Origin of the sequence: Anabaena azotica FACHB-119, assembly GCF_014697625.1 — a bacterium.
GTDB classification, from domain to species: Bacteria; Cyanobacteriota; Cyanobacteriia; order Cyanobacteriales; family Nostocaceae; genus Trichormus; species Trichormus azoticus_A.
In genome coordinates this window covers 74489-93340 of sequence record NZ_JACJSG010000031.1, presented here as the reverse complement: position 1 = coordinate 93340, position 18852 = coordinate 74489, and the positions used below count along the sequence as shown (strand labels likewise).

Annotated in this window: 10 protein-coding genes; 5 read left to right on the top strand and 5 right to left on the bottom strand. The window is 42.9% G+C overall.

The window, feature by feature from the left end; all coding sequences use genetic code 11:
- Positions 1 to 377: 377 nt before the first annotated feature.
- On the top strand, positions 378 to 2690 hold the full coding sequence (locus H6G83_RS21670; protein ID WP_190476042.1) for a metallophosphoesterase family protein: 2313 nt from the start codon (positions 378 to 380) through the stop codon (positions 2688 to 2690).
- A gap of 70 nt (positions 2691 to 2760) precedes the next feature.
- Here H6G83_RS21670 and H6G83_RS21665 read toward each other — a convergent pair whose 3' ends face one another.
- Positions 2761 to 3249 (bottom strand): hypothetical protein, encoded by a 489-nt coding sequence (locus H6G83_RS21665; protein ID WP_190476041.1) that lies wholly within the window; start codon positions 3247 to 3249, stop codon positions 2761 to 2763.
- A 439-nt stretch (positions 3250 to 3688) separates the two neighbouring features.
- Between H6G83_RS21665 and H6G83_RS21660 the strand changes: the two genes are divergently transcribed.
- The 3 genes from H6G83_RS21660 to H6G83_RS21650 are packed head-to-tail and all read left to right on the top strand — an operon-like array spanning position 3689 to position 6936.
- Positions 3689 to 4999 carry a tyrosinase family protein gene (locus H6G83_RS21660; protein ID WP_190476040.1) on the top strand — a complete coding sequence of 437 codons (1311 nt, stop codon included), beginning with the start codon at positions 3689 to 3691 and terminating at the stop codon, positions 4997 to 4999.
- 24 nt (positions 5000 to 5023) lie between these two features.
- Positions 5024 to 5806 (top strand): HEAT repeat domain-containing protein, encoded by a 783-nt coding sequence (locus tag H6G83_RS21655; RefSeq protein WP_190476039.1) that lies wholly within the window; start codon positions 5024 to 5026, stop codon positions 5804 to 5806.
- Entirely contained in the window at positions 5803 to 6936 is a 1134-nt protein-coding gene (locus tag H6G83_RS21650; protein ID WP_190476038.1) for an SCO family protein, read from the top strand. Before H6G83_RS21655 ends, H6G83_RS21650 begins: the two co-directional genes overlap by 4 nt.
- A gap of 365 nt (positions 6937 to 7301) precedes the next feature.
- Here H6G83_RS21650 and H6G83_RS21645 read toward each other — a convergent pair whose 3' ends face one another.
- On the bottom strand, positions 7302 to 7841 hold the full coding sequence (locus tag H6G83_RS21645; RefSeq protein WP_190476037.1) for a L,D-transpeptidase: 540 nt from the start codon (positions 7839 to 7841) through the stop codon (positions 7302 to 7304).
- Between the two features lie 839 nt (positions 7842 to 8680).
- Here H6G83_RS21645 and H6G83_RS21640 point away from each other — a divergent pair.
- Positions 8681 to 12634, top strand: a complete 3954-nt coding sequence (locus H6G83_RS21640; protein WP_190476036.1) for a Dyp-type peroxidase — start codon at positions 8681 to 8683, stop codon at positions 12632 to 12634.
- A gap of 364 nt (positions 12635 to 12998) precedes the next feature.
- On the opposite strand, the gene H6G83_RS21635 is transcribed toward H6G83_RS21640, so the two are convergent.
- The 3 genes from H6G83_RS21635 to H6G83_RS21625 form a co-directional block, all read right to left on the bottom strand.
- Complete coding sequence (locus tag H6G83_RS21635; RefSeq protein ID WP_242044722.1) at positions 12999 to 14666, bottom strand: bifunctional metallophosphatase/5'-nucleotidase; 1668 nt, start codon at positions 14664 to 14666, stop codon at positions 12999 to 13001.
- 297 nt (positions 14667 to 14963) lie between these two features.
- The gene (locus H6G83_RS21630; protein WP_190476035.1) at positions 14964 to 15380 is read right to left on the bottom strand and encodes an RICIN domain-containing protein; all 417 of its coding nucleotides are present in this window, start codon (positions 15378 to 15380) and stop codon (positions 14964 to 14966) included.
- Between the two features lie 302 nt (positions 15381 to 15682).
- A complete protein-coding gene (locus H6G83_RS21625) occupies positions 15683 to 18748 on the bottom strand; it encodes a hypothetical protein (protein WP_190476034.1) in 3066 nt (1021 codons plus the stop codon).
- Between the last annotated feature and the right edge of the window lie 104 nt (positions 18749 to 18852).

The window sequence follows — 18852 nt, the reverse complement described above, 5'->3', positions numbered from 1 at the left end:
CGGGAACTTACGCTACAGGAGATTTGCCCTCTTGGGCGGTTGGCGCGAGCCTGCTGTCTAAAGGCGGGTCTGTGAATGTAGAATCCCCGCACTTATAGGGCGGGGAGTGTCAAAGGGCTTATACTATTTGATTGAATCATCTAAACAATTTCGTCAGGTGTGGGACTTCTGCTGATTTAGCTTGAACTCAGTTATCAGTTCTGACGACGTATGGTAAGGAATAAAGAAACCCCAAAATACGCTTTCCACCAATTGGTTTGGTGTTCACCAACGTATTTAAGTACGGGCGGGTTTAACAAACATATCTGTTTTTACCATGAATTACTCAATGAACCCGCCCCTACAACTGTTCACTGTTAAACCTGTAACTTGTGGTCATGTATAACCAAGCTGGAGACTTTTTCGAGGATCTACCGTTGATTTTAGCGGGGCCAATACTACGACATACTGAAGCCAAATCCGCAACGGTACTGATAGCACTCAAACAAGCTTGTCAGGTAGAACTCAAAGTTTATGCAACCACAAATCATGGTCAAGAGTTAGGAAATTGTTTATTTGAGGGACGACGGTTTACTGTGGCTTTGGGTACGTATTTGCACGTAGTAGCAATTACGGCTATATCTCCAGAGGGGGATAGTTTAACGAGCAACTGCATTTATGCTTACGACCTCAAATTCACCTGTGCTGACCAAACCTTGCTGACTCTGGAACAAGCATTATGTTCAAATCGCTTTCCCCAAGATAGTATTAGCTACTTTGAGCATCAAAAACCCACCTTTGTTTTGCCTCCAGACCGCCTGGAAGATTTGCATATTATTCATGCTTCTTGCCGCAAACCCCACGGTTCGGGGATAGATGCCTTACCCATCCTCGATTCTCTCATCGCTTCAACCGCCAATCAACCCCGCCGTCGTCCCCATCAGTTATTTCTCACAGGCGATCAAATCTACGGCGATGACGTATCAGCACCGTTTTTATGGGTAGCCAGTCATTTGGGTAATGCTCTTTTGGGCTGGGAAGAACAATTACCTGTAGGTCAAGGTAGTTGTACTCCCCAAGAACTAGCACCAGGAGAACGATCGCAATTGGCAACAATAGAAGCAGGTTTTACCGCCGGGTTGCATAATAAATCGGCTAAAGTTTCTAGCCATCTGTTCGGCTTGGGAGAATATTACGCGGCTTATTTACTGGCTTGGTCGCCGGTGTGCTGGCCAGATGCGTTTCCCCCTGGAAAATGGGTAAGTAGCGATCGCCAAACCCTCAAAACCTGGGATCGCGCAGTAGCAGATTTACGACAGCTAATTTATACCTTGGGAAAAGTGCGGCGGGCGCTGGCGAATATTCCCATGTATACTATCTTTGATGACCATGATGTGAGTGATGATTGGAACTTAAATCAAGCTTGGTGTTTGCAAGTTCTCAGCAAACCTCTGGGGCGGCGGACTGTCCAAAATGCTTTGTTAGCTTACAGCGTTTTTCAAGCTTGGGGTAATACACCAGAACAATTTGCTGTTGGTCAATCTGGAAAAAAATTGCTGGCGGCGGCTGAGAGTTGGTCACTGTCAGGTGGGAAAGATGTGGCGGCTGATGAAGCGATCGCTAATTATCTAGGCATACCCAAATGCGACCCCCACACAGGTTTACCCAATTTTATTTTAGAAGATGGAGTATTGATCCTCAAGCGACATCCCGAAGCCCTGACTTGGCACTACACTATCACCAGCAATTGCCATGAAGTCATAGTATTAGATACACGCACCTGGCGGGGCTACCCAGCAGATAAAAAATCTATCGCCCCACCAATGTTGTTGTCTCCTCTTGCCATGAAGCAACAACTCATACAACCATTACAAAAAACCGCAGACAACCAAAATCTTACTACTTTTGTGGTAACACCTACCAATGTATTTGAATTACAAGTCATTGATTGGATTCATCATTGGCAGTTAAAGCGGGAAAAAGTTTTTTCTACAGATGTCGGAGATGCTTGGAACGTTAATTTTGAAGCATTAGCCAGATTCCTCACAACCTTGTGTGAACAACGTCAACAAGTGGTGATTCTCTCTGGTGATATCCATTATAGTTGTGCGACCCGCTTCTCTTATGGTGCAATTCCCCATTCACCCAAACAATCTGTATTAGTCCAATTAACCGCCAGTGCTTTGAAAAATGAAGAGACAATGACGAGATTGGTTCACACAAGTCTAAAACATTGGCTGTTACCAGAAAAAGTCCGACGTTGGCTTGGCTGGAACCATCCACCCAAAATGCTCAAAGTTTCTGGAAAACGTTTACAGCGCCGTCAAGCAATAACTAATCCTAATTGGCATTGTGTTCTAGAGTGGATACGGCGACAACCAACTGAGAAATTTCCTGTACAAGTGGATATATCTACTTTTATCGCCCCCCGAAACCGCACAAATTTGCGCTCTTCATGGTTAAAACTCTTAAAATTTTGGGAATATCCCTGGTTGCGGGATGGACGCGAGGTAGTTGGGTTAAATAATTTAGCATCAGTTCACTTTGATTTCTCAGATACCAATAATTGTTACCAAATCATTCAGGACAATTATTGGTTTTCTTCTACGTTTTCCACGGAAATTGTTTACAGCCGTTTTGCCACTAATTTGCAACCAAATCAGTATTTGTTAGATGAGTTTTTAATTGTAGGGAGTGGGGATTTCAGTTAACAGTTAACAGTGAACAGTAAACAGTAAACATCATTTGATAACTGATAACTGATAACTGTCAACTGAATAATTAGCGCGATCGCTGTGTGGGATTGGCTGTTGGTTGAGAACGGTAAAATCCTACAACTTTCTGGACGTAGGTAGCTGTAAAGCCTTTATTACAGCCTGTATATGCACCAGTCATCCACCAACAAGCGACACCTTGCACAGCCGCAGTTTCATTATTTCTCGTAGCGCTTAGTTGCTGGTTTAATTCACGCCTGGCAATACATGACACAATTTCCCTTGCTAGTGCGGGGCTATTTTCAAATTGTGTCGGTGTAACTTCTCTTTTGAGACAAGTTCTTGACCAGCCTTTGAGAGTTTCTGGTTTAACTTGCCAAGCACTATAAAGTCCATCGTTGGCTTTACCAGTTTGCGGTGCAGCTTGTCTTAGTGCTTCCACCAGTGCAGCAACTTGAGCATCAGCCGCTTGTTGTGCTTGAGCGGATAATGGTAATAATCCGCAGCCAATGACAACTCCACTAACAACTAGCGATCGCCTCAGATACTCTCTCATAAAACCTCAATCAACCTGACAACATATATTCAATAGTAACTGATGAGATGGCATTACCTGTATATTTGATAATGCCATTGTTACAAACAGGACATTGTTATTTATGTACATGGTCACTATTACTTCATTGAGGTATTTCAACATCAAGGGGATGATAGGGTAAGGAACTTCCAGAAATTAAATTATTCAATGCGTGAAAGTTGAGAAACTGATTATATTCTTCCTCCCCTGCTCACCAAAGTGATTGTATATTTTTTTAGTTTGAAGTCCCTAAATGCACTCAAAGCCGCATGGGCATTTATGATTGTCTAATTTGTATATTTATTGACTAATAACTCTAACACTGAACTTGTTAAAGATAATAAAGAAAGTGTTGATATACAGTTACCAGTATGCAATATTGTTTGTGATCGTTTTATTACACATCGAAATTCATCTAATGGCAATTGAAATAGAAATCAATGGAACATTAAACGCAAATGCGCGTTATGTTGCTTATGCCCCTTCCCCTTCTCGCATCCGTTTAGCTGGCGCGACTACAGAGAATGTCAAAGTGCAGTTAAGTAGCCGCCCGGCACAGCCTGGTGGTGGTGTAGTGGTCTTCTACTCATCTCGAAATCAACCGTCGAAACAGAGTTTAGAACTCACCCTACCGGCTGATGGTTCATGGGTTGCTTTCGAGATTGGCGGTAAATTTGGTTTTCCCAGTGTCAACGATAAAGACTCTTTGCTCGTCGTGAATGGACTGGGGAATGAAATCACCATACCTCTGATGGTGCGTGTTCGCAAAAATGCCAACAACCTGACGCAAGGCGAGCGCGATCGCTTCCTAGAGGCTTACGGCCAGCTCAATAATGCAGGTACAGGGATCTATCAGGACTTCCGGGATAGCCACGTTCAGGCCTCTGACCTAGAAGCTCACAAAGGGCCACAGTTTCTACCCTGGCATCGGGCTTTTCTCCTAGACCTGGAGCGCGAACTTCAGATTGTCGATCCCTCAGTTTCTCTGCCCTATTGGCGTTTCGATGAGCCAGCACCGAAAGTTTTCCAGGCAGACTTTATTGGACAAACGCGGCAAGTTCCTGAGGATGATGATGGTACTGGTGACTTGGTTGTATTCAACATTGATAATCCGCTCGTCGCATGGGCGACTGATGGTGTGCCTGGGGTTCTGCGGAGTGCGCGTTTCGATACCTTAACCAGCCCAGCTTCTGGCGTAACTATACCGCCTTTCAATTTCCCCGTGCTAACCGAAGCCCAAACCCTGGCGCTAGGTGATGTGTATGCAGAATTTACGCACAAGACAGAGGGTATAGAGACTCTACCCCACGCATCCGCCCATGTATCATTCACAGGCTCTATCTCCTATGTTCCTACTGCCGCGAAAGATCCTCTATTTTTCCTGCTTCATGCTAACATTGACCGTCTATGGGCGCTCTGGCAGTGGTTTTACAAACGCATCAACCCTCAAGAGTTAGAGAGTTATACCCCAGAAGATAGAGATGGACGGCGGCTAGCTGACACAATGTGGCCGTGGAACGGTGTTGTTACCCCACCCCGTCCCAACTTCGCTCCGGGAGGTTGGCTTGCAGATTCGACAGTTACATCATCGCCAGGTAAAACGCCAAAGGTGGAAGATACGATTGATTTCCAAGGCTACGAAACATCTACGGCCAGACTTGGCTATAGTTACGATAATGTCCCCTATGAATTCAGCAAAAGAAACAAATTAAAGAATTCATCTAAATAACATATCAATTAAGGAACATCAATCATGAGTAGCATTGAAGAATATGAACAGGAATTAAGTGAGCAGGTTGCTGCTGCTCGCGCACAAAGCAACGAACTACGCCGGAGTTCAGCACCCGAAAGCCTAAGTGCTAGGGGTGCAAGTGGGTTGACCCAAGGCGATATCCCCGATGGACATGAGCGGCCTCTTGAGACCCTTGCTGATCCAGAAGAAACAGTGGAAAATCGTAAGGCAGCAATGCTAGCACTGAAACTGCTAGCCATATCCAGTCCCACATTTTCCGAATGGCGACCCGCATATTTGGAAGCCCTGCGTATTGCGATCGCCACACCTGAGTTAAGGCTTGCAGCCTTGAATGCACTCGTCTCTGAAGAAGACCGAAGCGCCCAAGAACTGCTGATCAAGGGTCTTGAAGATCCTGAGCAGGCGTTGGTGGAGCCTGCCGATGCCCTGAATCTGCTCGGTGAAGACCCTCACGCAGATGTGCGTGAGCTGGCAGGAAAGCTCGTTGACCAGTCTACAGACGAACGAACTCAAGAAGCCGCCATTCGCAATCTTGCTGGTGATCCCTCATCTGTGGAGCGTCTCAAGGCGGTGATTAGCGATAAACAAAAGGCAACTAATGTACGTAAGCAGGCAGTGGCGGCACTCAATGCGCTTGCGCCTGAATCATTGCCTGTGCCTGACACCGAGCGTTCAATTAATCGTAGGAGTAGATCGGCAGATGTTGAGGCAGATGTTGAGGCAGATGTAGATTCAGTAGAAGAATTTATCCGCATCCTTGCCGACCGACGGAGATCATCATGAGGATAGATTCGGGAACTGTAGTCGTTGATGTGCAAGCGATCAGTTCAGAAGCAGAGGTGATTGATTTTATTCAACTCGGTCAAGGAGATGCCAGCTTCACCCCCTGCTTTTTAGACCTCCTTGAAGAACGCCACCCTGTCTATGCAGGTGTCGATTCAGCCACCGTCACAAGAATACGTGGTTCCCTAATTCAAGCCCTTGCTTATCGCGCTCTCCCGGAAACAGCCCTGCCATTTGTACTGGCAGAACTGGAGAGTGCGTTCGACCCTTGGCTGACCGCCGTGGCTGCGGCTGCTCTTCGCAAACGTCCAGAACCCTCCGCCCAATTTGTGCAACCACTACTTGAGGCCATCCTCTACATTCGCCATCGTGATGATCTGATTCGTCTTGATACCTATGGTGGCTACGGAGGCAATGGAGAACCGACTACTGCCCTCAAGGAAATATTGCGAACATTTGCGTGGCTGGGCAGTTGTGGGCGCAGCGCTCTGCCGCGACTACATGAGCTAGCTGCTGAACTCAAGAGTGAAAACTTACGTTCCGACCTGAACAAAGCTATTGAGGCGCTGGAAACTCAACCCTTGCCAGGGACGGAAGAAGCAGACCGTGGTTTAGCAATCACAAGGCTGTTTCAACCACTCCCCAGTGAACTCACCCAACTCCGTTTGCAGGATCAATCCGGTTCTACATTTCTGCTGCCAGATTTTTTTAGTGGTCAGCCAACAGTCGTGGTCTTTTTCTTTACACGATGCGGTAATCCTGCAAAGTGTCCACTGACTATATCCAGGCTGGGTCGCTTGCAGAAGCGCCTTCAAGACATGGGGAGCCAGGTTCGTACAGCCGCCATCACCTATGATCCTGAGTATGACGATCCGAGGCGACTCACACAATACGCTCGCAGTTGGGGCGCTCAAGTCGATGAAAACCACCGCTTCTTAAGAACTCTAGACAACCATGCCCTTCTACGGCAGTTCTTTGAACTTGGGGTGAGTTATGGCGGAACAAGTGTGAATCAGCATCAACTTGAAGCCTTTGTACTCAATGCCGATTGCAGCATCGTTGGTGCTGTGAGGAGAAGGCGATTGGATGCCTCAGAGATTATTGCTGAGATAGCAGAACTAATGGGTTGAAGGGCTAGAAAGCTGTTACCATCTAAATTGCATATCTTTTCCAGGACTTACGCACCAAGGTTATCTGTTGAGACAGGGTGTAGGGGGGTAAGGGTGTAAGGGTGTAAGGGTTTTAAAGATTTACACCCCTATACCCCTCTCTTACAAAGTTCTGAGCGCCGGAAACCGGCGCTCAGACTTTGCGCTATACCCCTACACCCTTGCCCAAACCCTTGATTTTTCGTTTTTATGCGTCAGTCCTATTTTCGTATTGGCTGTAGACGGTTGACCGTTGACAGTAAACAGACAACCGTCCACAATCCTCATGATGACTAGGCAATTTAAAAGCGTAATAGCTCTTCCCCTCACTTCTGACTGCCCATTCTTCACCGCCGTACTATTACTAGCGTCCCTGGTGTTGTCCAGTTGTATAACTTGCGGGCTTGCTTGACTGGTAAATTTACGCAACCGTGACTGACGGGAGTGCCAAAGTTGTTATGCCAGTAAGCACCGTGAATGGCGTAACCTTGATAGAAATACATGGCATAAGGCACATCAGGAATGTCATAGCCAGGGCCGCGCATTCGATTAGTACGGTATTTGGCATTGATGGTAAATTTACCTACGGGTGTAGGTGTGGAACGCTTTCCTGTGGAAACGCGGAAGGAATGCACTAGTTTTTTACCTTCCCAGGCGAATAAGCGTTGCTGTGATAAATCAATTTCAATTCGGCGAGGTTGAGATATTTGTTTGGTATCGGCTTGAGTAATGCTGTTTTGCTCAACTGAGGCGATTCTGGCTGACTTAGAATTGGGATCAGCTGTAGTTGGTAGCAACCCAGAAAGCAAAGCTGCCATGATGATGATGACACCCGTAAACAAATTGACTGAACGACCTATCCAATTATTAAGAATCCAGCTTTGCATATTCGATCACCTCTTTGATTATGCAAATATCATCAATTCCTAGATTTTGCATTCACAAATGTTCAAGATTCATAACAAAAATCTTGATGTTTTGTAGCAGTTGTATTTCTAGGAGATTTTGAATTAAATCTTAACGAAAACTTGGATTTACGCCAATTCCCTTGAGGCAGATTTTGAGATATTCCTCTTCTATCATCTATTTCATGTTTAACTATCCTGATTCCGGAAATTTACAGCGATTATTTTTTTAAAATAATTTAAATTGTTTAACTTTCCAGATAGGGACTTCCGAGGAGAAAGGGTTTGCCGACAGCAACCTCTTTCTCCTCTTTTATAAATGATTATCATTATTTATTTCATCGTTTAGTCTCTTAAGATTTACTTTATAAATGACCTCTAAATTATGCGATTAATAAGAATTGTTTAATTTATTTTTTTTGTTGCAGAAATTAAGTCTTTATAAATAAATTCAATTTGCTGCTTATTTAAAGGTAAATAGATTAAAAATCTGGATAAGTATTTTTCAAAATACGTCATCATCTTTACAAAAGACATAAATGTTTTTTTACATTTATCGGCAATGCGATCGCCATCTTTGGAGGTTATACTCACTTTCAGTAAAAATGATTGATAAAACTTGTTACCAAGTTATTAATTATATTTAGATGAAAAAGCATAAATCACATCTAAATTAATGATGTGGTATCAAGTTTAGGTTGATGTAGTCTTTTATAATCCTCAAGAAATAAAAGCGAAATTGCCTGTATTGAGAAAGTAAAATCCAATTGTTTAGTTGTGTTGAAAGATTAACAAACCCTATTCCTGCTTAGAGAAATTGTATGTTAGAAGAGAACAAAATTAATACACAAAGCACTTGTCCTTTTCATGGTGTAGAACGTCACGCGCAGGATTTATCAGCATCTAAAGGTAATAATTTGAGCCACATAGTTTGGCAGTGTGTACAAAGAGGCTTAGTTTATCCGTCTCCTTATGCTAGGTTTGTGACGTTTTGGCGTAATTCTCAGGAAGTCGAACCATCGTTGACAAAAGCTGTGTTAACGAACTTAATGAGAGATTTACGAATAGAGATTCATGAACACTATGGTAGCAGCAATACAACAGCGATCGCTGGTGTAGGGTTTACTTTGTGGAAACAATGGTGTGTTAATGATTCTATTTCTGTTCCAATTGCCATAGATAAATTTCTGAATAAGTATCCAGATGGAATATCTCCTGCATTTGCACGCTCTTGTGGTACTTTAGCTGATAGCCAAGGAGACTTATGGTTCCACATCAAGTCAGATAATGATGATTATTGTGAAGGTGTGCTTGAGTATATTCGTAGGCGTTTGGAACAAGAAGAACAATGTGTTGACCCCTCCCGTACTCTGTCTCAAGCCGCCGCTACCAAGTCAATCACATCTGATAAATTAGGTGGGAAAGTATTAGGATGTCGTTTTTCAGAAAACCTAAATAACCCATCTGATCCGATCACAATTCAAGAGCAAACAATAATTGGTTTTGAAGACCCGGCTCATATCGGTGCTTCTTTTGCCTTATCTCAGCGATTCTTCATCAATTGGACTAATATTTTGAACATGAGTCCTGAGCAAATCGAAGATTTAGTGGGACGCACAACAGAAGATATTTTGATTCCTACAAGGGACAGCCGTAGCCACATTAAATGTTCTAGGGTGCAAGATGAACAGGGCAACACCACTCCGATTTTACGCTTAGGCTTGCCCTTTGGACAATCCCCAGCGATTCATAATGAAGACTTACAACGCAAAGGTGCAAGCCTACGAGATGAAGCCGGGATATACTTTGCAGGTTATGCCAAAGATGTAGCCGTTTTGGAATCAATTATGGATAGCCAAATTGGCTTTGAGGAAGGATGTATCCGCGATCGCCTGTTGACAAACGTCAATGCTGATTTAGGAGGGTTGTTTTATATTCCCAGCCAAGTTGACTTAGGCTTGAGTCCAATTGAATTGAAAAGCAATGAAGAAACAGACTGGAATCGTTTTCCCGGTGTGGATTGGAGCCGATTAGATCGTCACTTTCAGCTCCGGTCAAAAAATGGTTATATGTATTATAACCACAAAGATTATCTCTATCACATGACGACAATGACCGCAGAAGAAAAGCTGCGCGTCTTACCCCCCTCCAGTCGAGTATTAAGGTTATTAGCCAACACCTTTTCTCGTTGGCAAGATACTTGGTACTTTGACCGCACTCAACAAGAAATGCAACACCTCCAGGTCTATGTACAGCGCAGGTATGGTAGCGAGAAAGCGGCGGAGGTGATGTCACTATCTGTAGCCGAACGTATGGGTTGGGCGATAAAGATGACCTTGGGGGATGTAATAGTCAGTCATGAATATGGTTTTCGTGGACGCAAACAGATCGAAAATGGCAATTGGATCAATGGTGCAGATACTTATCGGATTCAACCACAAGAGTTGATTGTCGGGGCGTTGCCTAATCTGGGGCTAGGGCAAGGACGTTATGTCATGGACTATGCCAGAGAAGACGAGAAAATTCCCAACTTCTTCCGAGGGTTAAGCTATGCTTCTGGAGTAGGTCATGTAGTCCCAGGTTTTCAACGAATCCTTCATTTTGGGATTGGGGGCCTCATAAGTGACATTCAAAAACGTCTAAACGCTACAACAGATCCGAGAAAACAAGAATTTTACAAAGCCTCAATCTTGGCGTTAGAAGGAGTTCAAGAGCATTGCAGAGCTTACGCTAAATTAGCAGAGGAAATGGCAATTAAGTTGCCTGATGGGCAAGCGGCTGAACGTGAAAATCTGCAAGCAATCTCAACTCGGATGAGAAAACTAGCAACACAGCCCCCAGCAACTATGTTAGAAGCTGCACAGCTAATATTTACATATCACGCTTGTTTGCATCTAGTTGGCGAACCAACTGCGATCGGTAGATTAGATCAGATGCTTTATCCCTTCTATAAACGTGATCTGGCTGAATGTCGGTTAGATGATGATCTAGCGCAAGAAATTATTGACTGTTTCTGGATCAAGATAGGGGAAAAAGTGCAACTTAATCGTACTTTGGTTGAGGATCATCAACCTTACGGCAACTTAGCAATGGGTGGGTCAAGTGGCAACTATCCTCAAGGAGCCGCCAACAATCAATGGATTCAACAAGTCACCGTGGGCGGCACGATCGCCGACAATAGCCCTGGTGATGGACTCCCTGCTTACAATAGAATTACGCTGTTATGTTTACGAGCAGCCCGCCGTTTACCGTTAAATGCACCTTGTTTATCGTTGCGGGTACGGAGCGATATTCCGCCAGAATACTTGCAAGAAGCAGCTCTAGCAATTTTGAGTGGTGGCGCACATCCCATCTTGTTAAGCGATGAAAAAATCATTCCCGGCTTACAACGAAGTGGTAATCAAGTTGGAGACGGAAAGACCCTCACTGACTATACTCCAGTCACTGAAAAAGCACAGGGACTGTGGCATAGCGAAGTATCTCTTCTAGATGCTCGTGACTATGCTTGTGATGGCTGCTATGAACCACAAATTGTGGGCAAAAATTGGTTCACATTAGGCGGTGTCCTCACACTACAGGCACTAGAAGCTGCACTTAATCAAGGAAAATCCTGGTTAACTGCTGGCCCCATGTTCTTCCGAGGACAAAGGCTCTCTTTTACTTCTATTCCGCCCAAAGATATTAAATCATTTGATCAATTAGTTGAGCTATTTCTCACGCACATTCAGTGGATTTATGCCAAGCAAGCCGATGGACTATTGGCATTGTTTGGACAAATGAGTCAAGTTTGCCCTTCACCACTGTTGTCGGTTGTCATTGATGATTGTCTTGATAAGGGACTAGATTTTTATGCCGGAGGAGCGCGTTACAACATGGTTGCACCTTGTTTTACAGCCTTGGCTAATAGCGTCAACTCCCTGTATGCAATCAAACATATGGTATTTGAACCCAGTACGGCGGTAACTTCATTACCCGAACTTGTGGATGCTTTGATTTGTGATTGGGGCTATTCCATGCAGGAGCCTTTCATTAGCACATTAGCAGGCCCCGCTCGCATTGCCGCCATAGCTGAACGATTTAAAAAACTGCGAGAAGTTGCTCTCCAACTGCCTCGCTACGGTCGAGGTAATCCAGATATTGACAAATTTGGGGATGAGATAATTCGTCGGGTAGCGGAAACTGCTGTTCAAGTCTTCACTGATCCGGCTTTACCCACAGCCAAAAAAATGGTGGACTTAGCGCAGCAACTAGGCAGCCCTGAGCAACCGTTTGGTGGCTTCCAAGTTATGCCTGGAGTTGGTACGTTTGAAAACTATGTGGAATTTGGGGCTACCACTGGTGCTTCTGCTGATGGCAGGCGTTCCGGCGAAAGTTTAGCATCTGATCTTAGCCCAGCGCCTAGTCTGGCAGACCTGCCCATCAATCATCAAGAAGCAGAATTTCTCAAGGTTTTACAAGGATTTACAGGTGGAAGCAGTGATTACTCTAGCGGAGCGCCTACCGATCTCAATATCCGTGAAGATTTTCCCGCAGACAAGTTGCAACAAGTTCTCTATGCTTTTGCCCAGGGAACAGGTTCTAATATCTTGACCATTACCTGTGCTAATCCCGAAACCTTTGCGGGTGCTACCCGTGACCAAGAAAAATACGATTTGCTGCGAGTCAGGATGGGTGGTTGGTCTGAGTTTTTTGTAGCCATGTTCCCGGCGCATCAAGCCCAACATCAACGTCGTCCACTTCACTTGCCACAGCCTTCGGTGGAAGTTTTGGGTTGACCAAAATCTGAAAATTTACTTGTTTAGGACTTACGCAATGTCATAATTAAACTTACTCTCAGGTACGTCAGCAGCGATAATTTCGGATAAATCAACGGATTTTCAAAATCTGACGTACCTTATTTATTGTGCCAGTTGCGTCAGCCCTGATATTGATCCTCCAAATGGTGAATTTGCTTCTTTCAAGAAACACATTTGAAAACGCTTATCCAGCAAAGCTGTCAAACAATTTAGTTAAATGTGTTTCTTTCATGTTTTGCGCTTTGCGATCGCCGCTAGTAGTCCACCAAGCAAATTATGATAGGTCATAGATCCCCGACTTCTTAAAGAAGTCGGGGATCTAAACACCCGCGACCTGTCAAAATCAATCGGGTGGAGTACTAGTGGGAGCATTCAAAATTCGCGCATTAAGAAAGTGATACTTAGCATAGGTTTGGGCGTTTGCATTTGTATCATATTTCTTGTAAAATGGTATCAACGGTAGGCCACTTTCCCTTGGAGAATACTTCCGGTCAAAAAATGTCAAAGGTATTGATTTCAAAACCTGATTAGTGGCTTGGCGCTTTAACTGGTCAATCACCACAAAACGAATATCCCGTTTGGGTTTAGCTCTTAATTCTAGAACTTTTAAAAATTCTAATCCTTGTTCTTTGCCTTTCATTAAGAAATCAACAGTAGCAATTTTGTAATCGCGGTTTGGATCGATAGGTTTACCTTGAATTAACCAATTTCCGGAATTTGCTTGTTGACTAACATTGGCTGTTTGTAGATAACCCCCAGTACCTTTGTTCTTTTCTCCTTGCTCCAATGCTTTTTGTAACAGATCACCCTTGATTTCTACAGACACAACTGTACCGCCAAAAGGCAGTATCCGTATTACATCATATTGGGTTATTTCTCCAGGTGGAATCTCATCATCAATCCGAATGGAACCACTATTATATACAGCTAAATCTGCATCAGGTACTTCTTGCAACATTGCCTGGGCAATTAACTCAGTCAGCTTTGTGGATTTATTACGGACACTAGATTCTAAACCATCTAAAGCAAAGTCTAGTTTCGCAATCACTTGCTTTGGCTCAAAACCATCGTCGCGAAACGCTTTATCACCTCGTTCTACCCATTCATCAACTATCTTCTTCACTTTTTCATCTTCACAAATCTGATCTGTAATTGGTATTAACTGGGAATTAATTTTTAAGCTTTTTTTGGTAGTGTCATAACTCAATTGATGAACGTAAACTGTACGCGCATTAGCATCTGCTTTAAAAATTGGTGTAAAGTTCTGTCCCCGCCATTGCTGGATATTTTCATGCTCGTGACCACCAAGAATAATATCTATTCCCGGTACATTTTCGGCTAGTTTGTGGTCATCTTCAATTGATTGATGCGTAATCGCAACTATAATGTCAACTTTGCCTTTGAGCTCACGAACCTCTTGTTGGGCTGCTGTAATCGGATCTGTGTATTTGACATAATTGGCTGGATTACTATCAAGGGTAACGCCAATTAAGCCTACCTTAACCATAGCACCAAGATCGCCTTTGACATTAAATACTATTGAACGAGGAATGTCTTTGAATGGTTGCCCTGTACTATCGGATACATTGCTAGAAACCCAGCGAAACCGAGATTCTTGCAATCGTTTATAGAAGAGGTTTTCTTTTATGTCAAATTCATGATTGCCGAAAGTTGCATAGTCAAGCCCCAAGCTGTTCATTACAGCTACCATTTGCTGACCTGCTAAAGGTGTATCACCAATTTTGGCAGTTCCTAAAGCTGAAGGGCTAAAGGCATCACCTGCTAGGATAGTGTAGGTACGGGGGTTAGCTTTGTAAAGTTGTTCTCGGAGTGTAGCAACACGCGCTAAACCACCACGTTTTCCCCCTTCCACAGGAGTAATTTCGTAGATATCGTTGAGTTGTAGCAAGTTAATATTAACGATTTCTGCCAATACGGGAGTCGCTAAAGTTATTGCTAATAATGTCTGTATAACTACGGCGCAACCCTGATTAATAAGCTTCATTTTCATATTTAGCTTGAGAAACTCCTAATCTAAAGAATGATTTTAGAAGAAAGAGGCAATTTTTAGAGCGATCGCTCCATTAACGGTATCATTTTAAAACGTTCTGTAGCCACTACCATAAAAGGCGTTCGCCCTTGGCGTTAGTGTTCGCGCAACGTCTCGTAGAGAAGCCATCGCTATCTTCATCACTTCACTTAGCTGCATTCTCTATTTACTGCCCCTGTCATACTGAAGTATTTTTCGACTGACAGGATACCGTTACGAGGGCTTTCTTACTTCTCAGATATGCTCGTAAGAGAATATTTAGAACTCGGCTGGTTGTATTATCCAATCCTGATTTTTACTACCACTCTTGTGATCTTGTATGATCACTTTATCTCCATCTGAATCTAAAACTTTACCATCTGTCTTGTGAACAATTAAACCGAAATTGCCAGGAGAAGGTAGTTTCCAAATTTGATATTGGTTTGGGTTAGATATGTCTGGATTAAGTGGGTTAGTATAGACATTTTCTCTGTTACCTCCAGCATCTAAAACTTCCCGTGACGCTGGATGTAGAAGATCGTTTCCTCCACCTATTGGGAAAAGACACCAAATTTGTTTGTCACGATTTTCATCATTCCGAGGGCTTACGCGAACTGTTTTTCCGGCAGCTTCTAAGTATTTTCCAGATTCTCTGTGAATAATATTGAACGGAATCGGAGTGTAATTGTCTGTCATATTTTTAATAGGTGAATGGTCATCAATATCTTAGTAACTATATATTTAATTCAGAAAAATTGATACAAAAGTTTACATTTAATTTTTGTGGAAATTTAAATTTTAAACAATGCAATATTGCCCTGAATTCAGCATTAAAAAAAGAATTCAAGAATCAAAATATCGGCATTAATTTTGTACAAAATGGCGGATGATTAGATGCTAAAACACCACAGCAAATCAGAGATTTGATGGTCTAAAATCTAGAAAATTAAATTTAATCCAACAAACAATTTACAAGATACTCTAAATCAAAATTTAGACTAACTAACAAACTTAGCTGTATTTAATGGAGTTCGAGTAAACTGTTGTATAGATAATATTTTTACGCACTCCGTCCAATCACTAGGTAAGTGATTGGTTTCACATCCTTCTAATGTAAATATTGCTTGATAAAATTTGAACATTGCTTCTTGAATTTCTTTTTCTTTCCTCACTATTTGATTCTTTTCTGGATGTAATGCTCTCCACCAATGCCCAACGGTTTCAGTATCTCTGCAAGGGTTAGCTTCTTGCATTATATTTAAATGCGCTTGGAGATGATTATATGCAGCAATCATTTCTTTTAACTGAGGAGTCTTTATATTTTTAACACTAGCACAAGCCTCATAATAATCTTTTAATGTAAACTCTGGTTTCTCTATTAAGACAAGTTCAGTCTTCTCTGCGTTTGTTACACTTTTTGTAACCGGTCGAAAATCAAATTGTGCATAATAAGGTTGTCCGTAAGCAAAGCAATCAGTAATGCGACGGTATAGTATATGATTTCCTAACCTAAAAGATGTATGATCATTTAATCCAATTAGGGGTGTCTTGAAAATACTACAAATGCTGATAAATCTGGTTATATAACTTTTGACTGGCGGATAACCACTTCCCAAACTATATATCTGGTGAATAAATCCACCTTGTTTCTCTAATGAACCACCACTTTCATCAATAGTAGCTTCAAAACATCTGTCACCTTTGTTTTCACGCTCTGAAGAAAAGGCTATTTTACCACCCGACCATTTTATTGAGAATTTTTCTGATTCTTGGTTATAAAAATTTGGTATGTTAAGAATATAAGTAGCTCTTTGTTCCTCCCCATTAGAATCATTTTCTTCTAGATACCAGGAAATGAATTCTTGAAATCTTTCCTTCAATTCTTTGTCAGGTGAACAGTAAAGTCCAGGTAAAACAAGCTTTAAGGGACTGTCAGGTGTGGAATGAATGTCAACTGGAAGCGAAGCTAGAGGCTTATCAGACACTTTAACTTGTAAAGAATACTTGTCTGGCTCTACTTGTTTAAAAATATAGTGTCCTGCTTCTTGTTCTGCGGCTTGAGCCACTTGCAATTCTTTTTGATTTAGGGTTACTTTGACTCTTCTAATAGGAATCCCTAAAGATTCATTTGTTACATAAACATCAAGAGTAAACTGCTCTTGATTCCCTGTTCCAGCCATTAGGGCTAAATTTTCATTAGGTTCAGTTTTGACCAGTTCTAAAGAATTGCTTAACGATTCAGTGGTAAGTGATGTAGTATTTATTACCGCAGATTGGGGATTGCTCTGTTCTGGCTCTGGTGCATCTAATCGGCGATCTAAATCATCAAACACTTCCCACAGTGAACTAGATTCGTTATCAGTTTTTATTGCAACTGCTTGGCTTTCCACTGTTTCAACTTTCGTTTGAGCCTCTGCTAAAGTATTTTCCGGGGAGGAGTTTAATTGTGGTAATTCCTGTGTTGGTTCTACTGCCAATTGAGCAGTAAAATTGCTTTCTGAGTTAGGCGTAACTACCGGAATGCTTTCCTGCTGCTCAGTTTCCAGGCGTTTGTCTAGCTCATCGAATGAGGGAATTACAGTAACAGTAACAGTTTTGACGGCTGACTCGGTTAGCACTTGTTGATGCTTGCTCACCTTTTCTCGTTGCCTTTTTGCTTCTAGGCGTTTGTCTAACTCATCAAATGAAGGTAGGACTGTAACAGAGATGGGTTTAGCTTCTGGTTCTGTTACCCCTTGTGCTGAAGAAATCGCTTCTGCTTTTTGCTTCTCTGTTTCCAGACGTTTGTCTAACTCGTCGAACAAAGGAAGCACAGGTACAGTAACGGGTTGTGTTTGGGAGATCGCCTCTTCCTGTTGCTTTTCTATACCTCGATCTAGTTCATCGAAGGAGGAACCGACAGTGACAATAGCAGGTTTGAGCGGTGGTTTAGTTACCCCTTGTGCTGAAGAAATCGCCTCTTCCTGTTGCTTTTCTACTTCCAGGCGTTTGTCTAACTCATCAAAAGATGAAATCACTGTAGCTGAAACAGTTTGAGGTTCTGTAACAGTTTCGCTAGGGATATTTGATGGCATCACATCTTGGATTTCTAGCCCCAAAACAGCCGCAGGGGATCGGTTTTGTGCCTGACTAGCCTGTTTAGCCTGAAGTATATTCAGTAGTTCCATTGCCAAAGCTTTAGCATCCATTGGCGGTTGTGGCTCTTCGCTGTCTGGCGTAACGGGTTGTTGAGCGATCGCATCCGGCATAGCTTCTTTTATCTCATCCTCATCAGGACGGAAAGGCTCTAGAGGTGGAGCAACTTGTCTCACAGATACAGAAGCAGCAGGTTCTAGCTCGGTAACTTGAGTCTGAGTTAAGGGAGGGGATAGAGGTTGGGCTGATGTTTGCTCTGATTGGGTTGATTGTGAAGCGAAAGAGACAGTTTCAATCCCAAACTGATTGTCAACAGCTAGGGAAAGAGCAGGTGAAAATGATTGAAATGGCTCAACGGTAAAAGGTGGGTGAGGATTTTTTAAACTCTCTAAGAGATAGCTGCCAAGAGGTAAAGGTTGGACAGCTTGAGCAGTAGACAATTCTGACACATTAGGTTCTTGGTCTGGAGATGCCAAGACAATTGGCTCATTTTCATCAAAAGCTGCGGCTGTTTCTTCATAGGGAGATGCCAAGACAATTGGCTCATTCTCATCAAAAGCTGCTGCCGTTTCTCGATCTCTAGTCTGTACTACAATTGCCTCGTTCCGATCAAAAGATTGAGCTTGAGAGACTTCAGGCTGAGGTTGCAGTTGTGAATCTGGCTGGTTTGACTTGTTGCCTAACTGTCGGTCTAGTGCAAACAATTTACTAGTCTTGGCAGAAGATGGCACTTGACTAGATTGAGAATGGGATGCTTGGGGTTGCGCCTGACTTTGCCCCACTAGCCGTTCAGCCAGTCTAAATAATCCCGCAGATGTAGAGGTTTGTTGTGGCTCAGATATTGAAGAATGCTGTTCCTGCACTGTTTGCTCTTGCAGTCCTTTTGCTAATTCAGCTAGGCGATTAGGTTTTTTGTTAGATTTCACCATCACAGCACCTCAATTAAAGTTTTTAATTTCTTCAAGTTTTAATAGTTTTTTGAATAGTTTTATTTGCTATCAACACCATCTCAGCAGATACAAAGCTGTCTGAC

Bases quoted from the DNA above. Each gene is read 5' to 3' on its own strand.
- H6G83_RS21670 (WP_190476042.1), top strand. From the start codon at position 378: ATGTATAACCAAGCTGGAGACTTTTTCGAGGATCTACCGTTGATTTTA.
- H6G83_RS21665 (WP_190476041.1), bottom strand. From the start codon at position 3,249: ATGAGAGAGTATCTGAGGCGATCGCTAGTTGTTAGTGGAGTTGTCATT.
- H6G83_RS21660 (WP_190476040.1), top strand. From the start codon at position 3,689: ATGGCAATTGAAATAGAAATCAATGGAACATTAAACGCAAATGCGCGT.
- H6G83_RS21655 (WP_190476039.1), top strand. From the start codon at position 5,024: ATGAGTAGCATTGAAGAATATGAACAGGAATTAAGTGAGCAGGTTGCT.
- H6G83_RS21650 (WP_190476038.1), top strand. From the start codon at position 5,803: ATGAGGATAGATTCGGGAACTGTAGTCGTTGATGTGCAAGCGATCAGT.
- H6G83_RS21645 (WP_190476037.1), bottom strand. From the start codon at position 7,841: ATGCAAAGCTGGATTCTTAATAATTGGATAGGTCGTTCAGTCAATTTG.
- H6G83_RS21640 (WP_190476036.1), top strand. From the start codon at position 8,681: ATGTTAGAAGAGAACAAAATTAATACACAAAGCACTTGTCCTTTTCAT.
- H6G83_RS21635 (WP_242044722.1), bottom strand. From the start codon at position 14,666: ATGAAAATGAAGCTTATTAATCAGGGTTGCGCCGTAGTTATACAGACA.
- H6G83_RS21630 (WP_190476035.1), bottom strand. From the start codon at position 15,380: ATGACAGACAATTACACTCCGATTCCGTTCAATATTATTCACAGAGAA.
- H6G83_RS21625 (WP_190476034.1), bottom strand. From the start codon at position 18,748: ATGGTGAAATCTAACAAAAAACCTAATCGCCTAGCTGAATTAGCAAAA.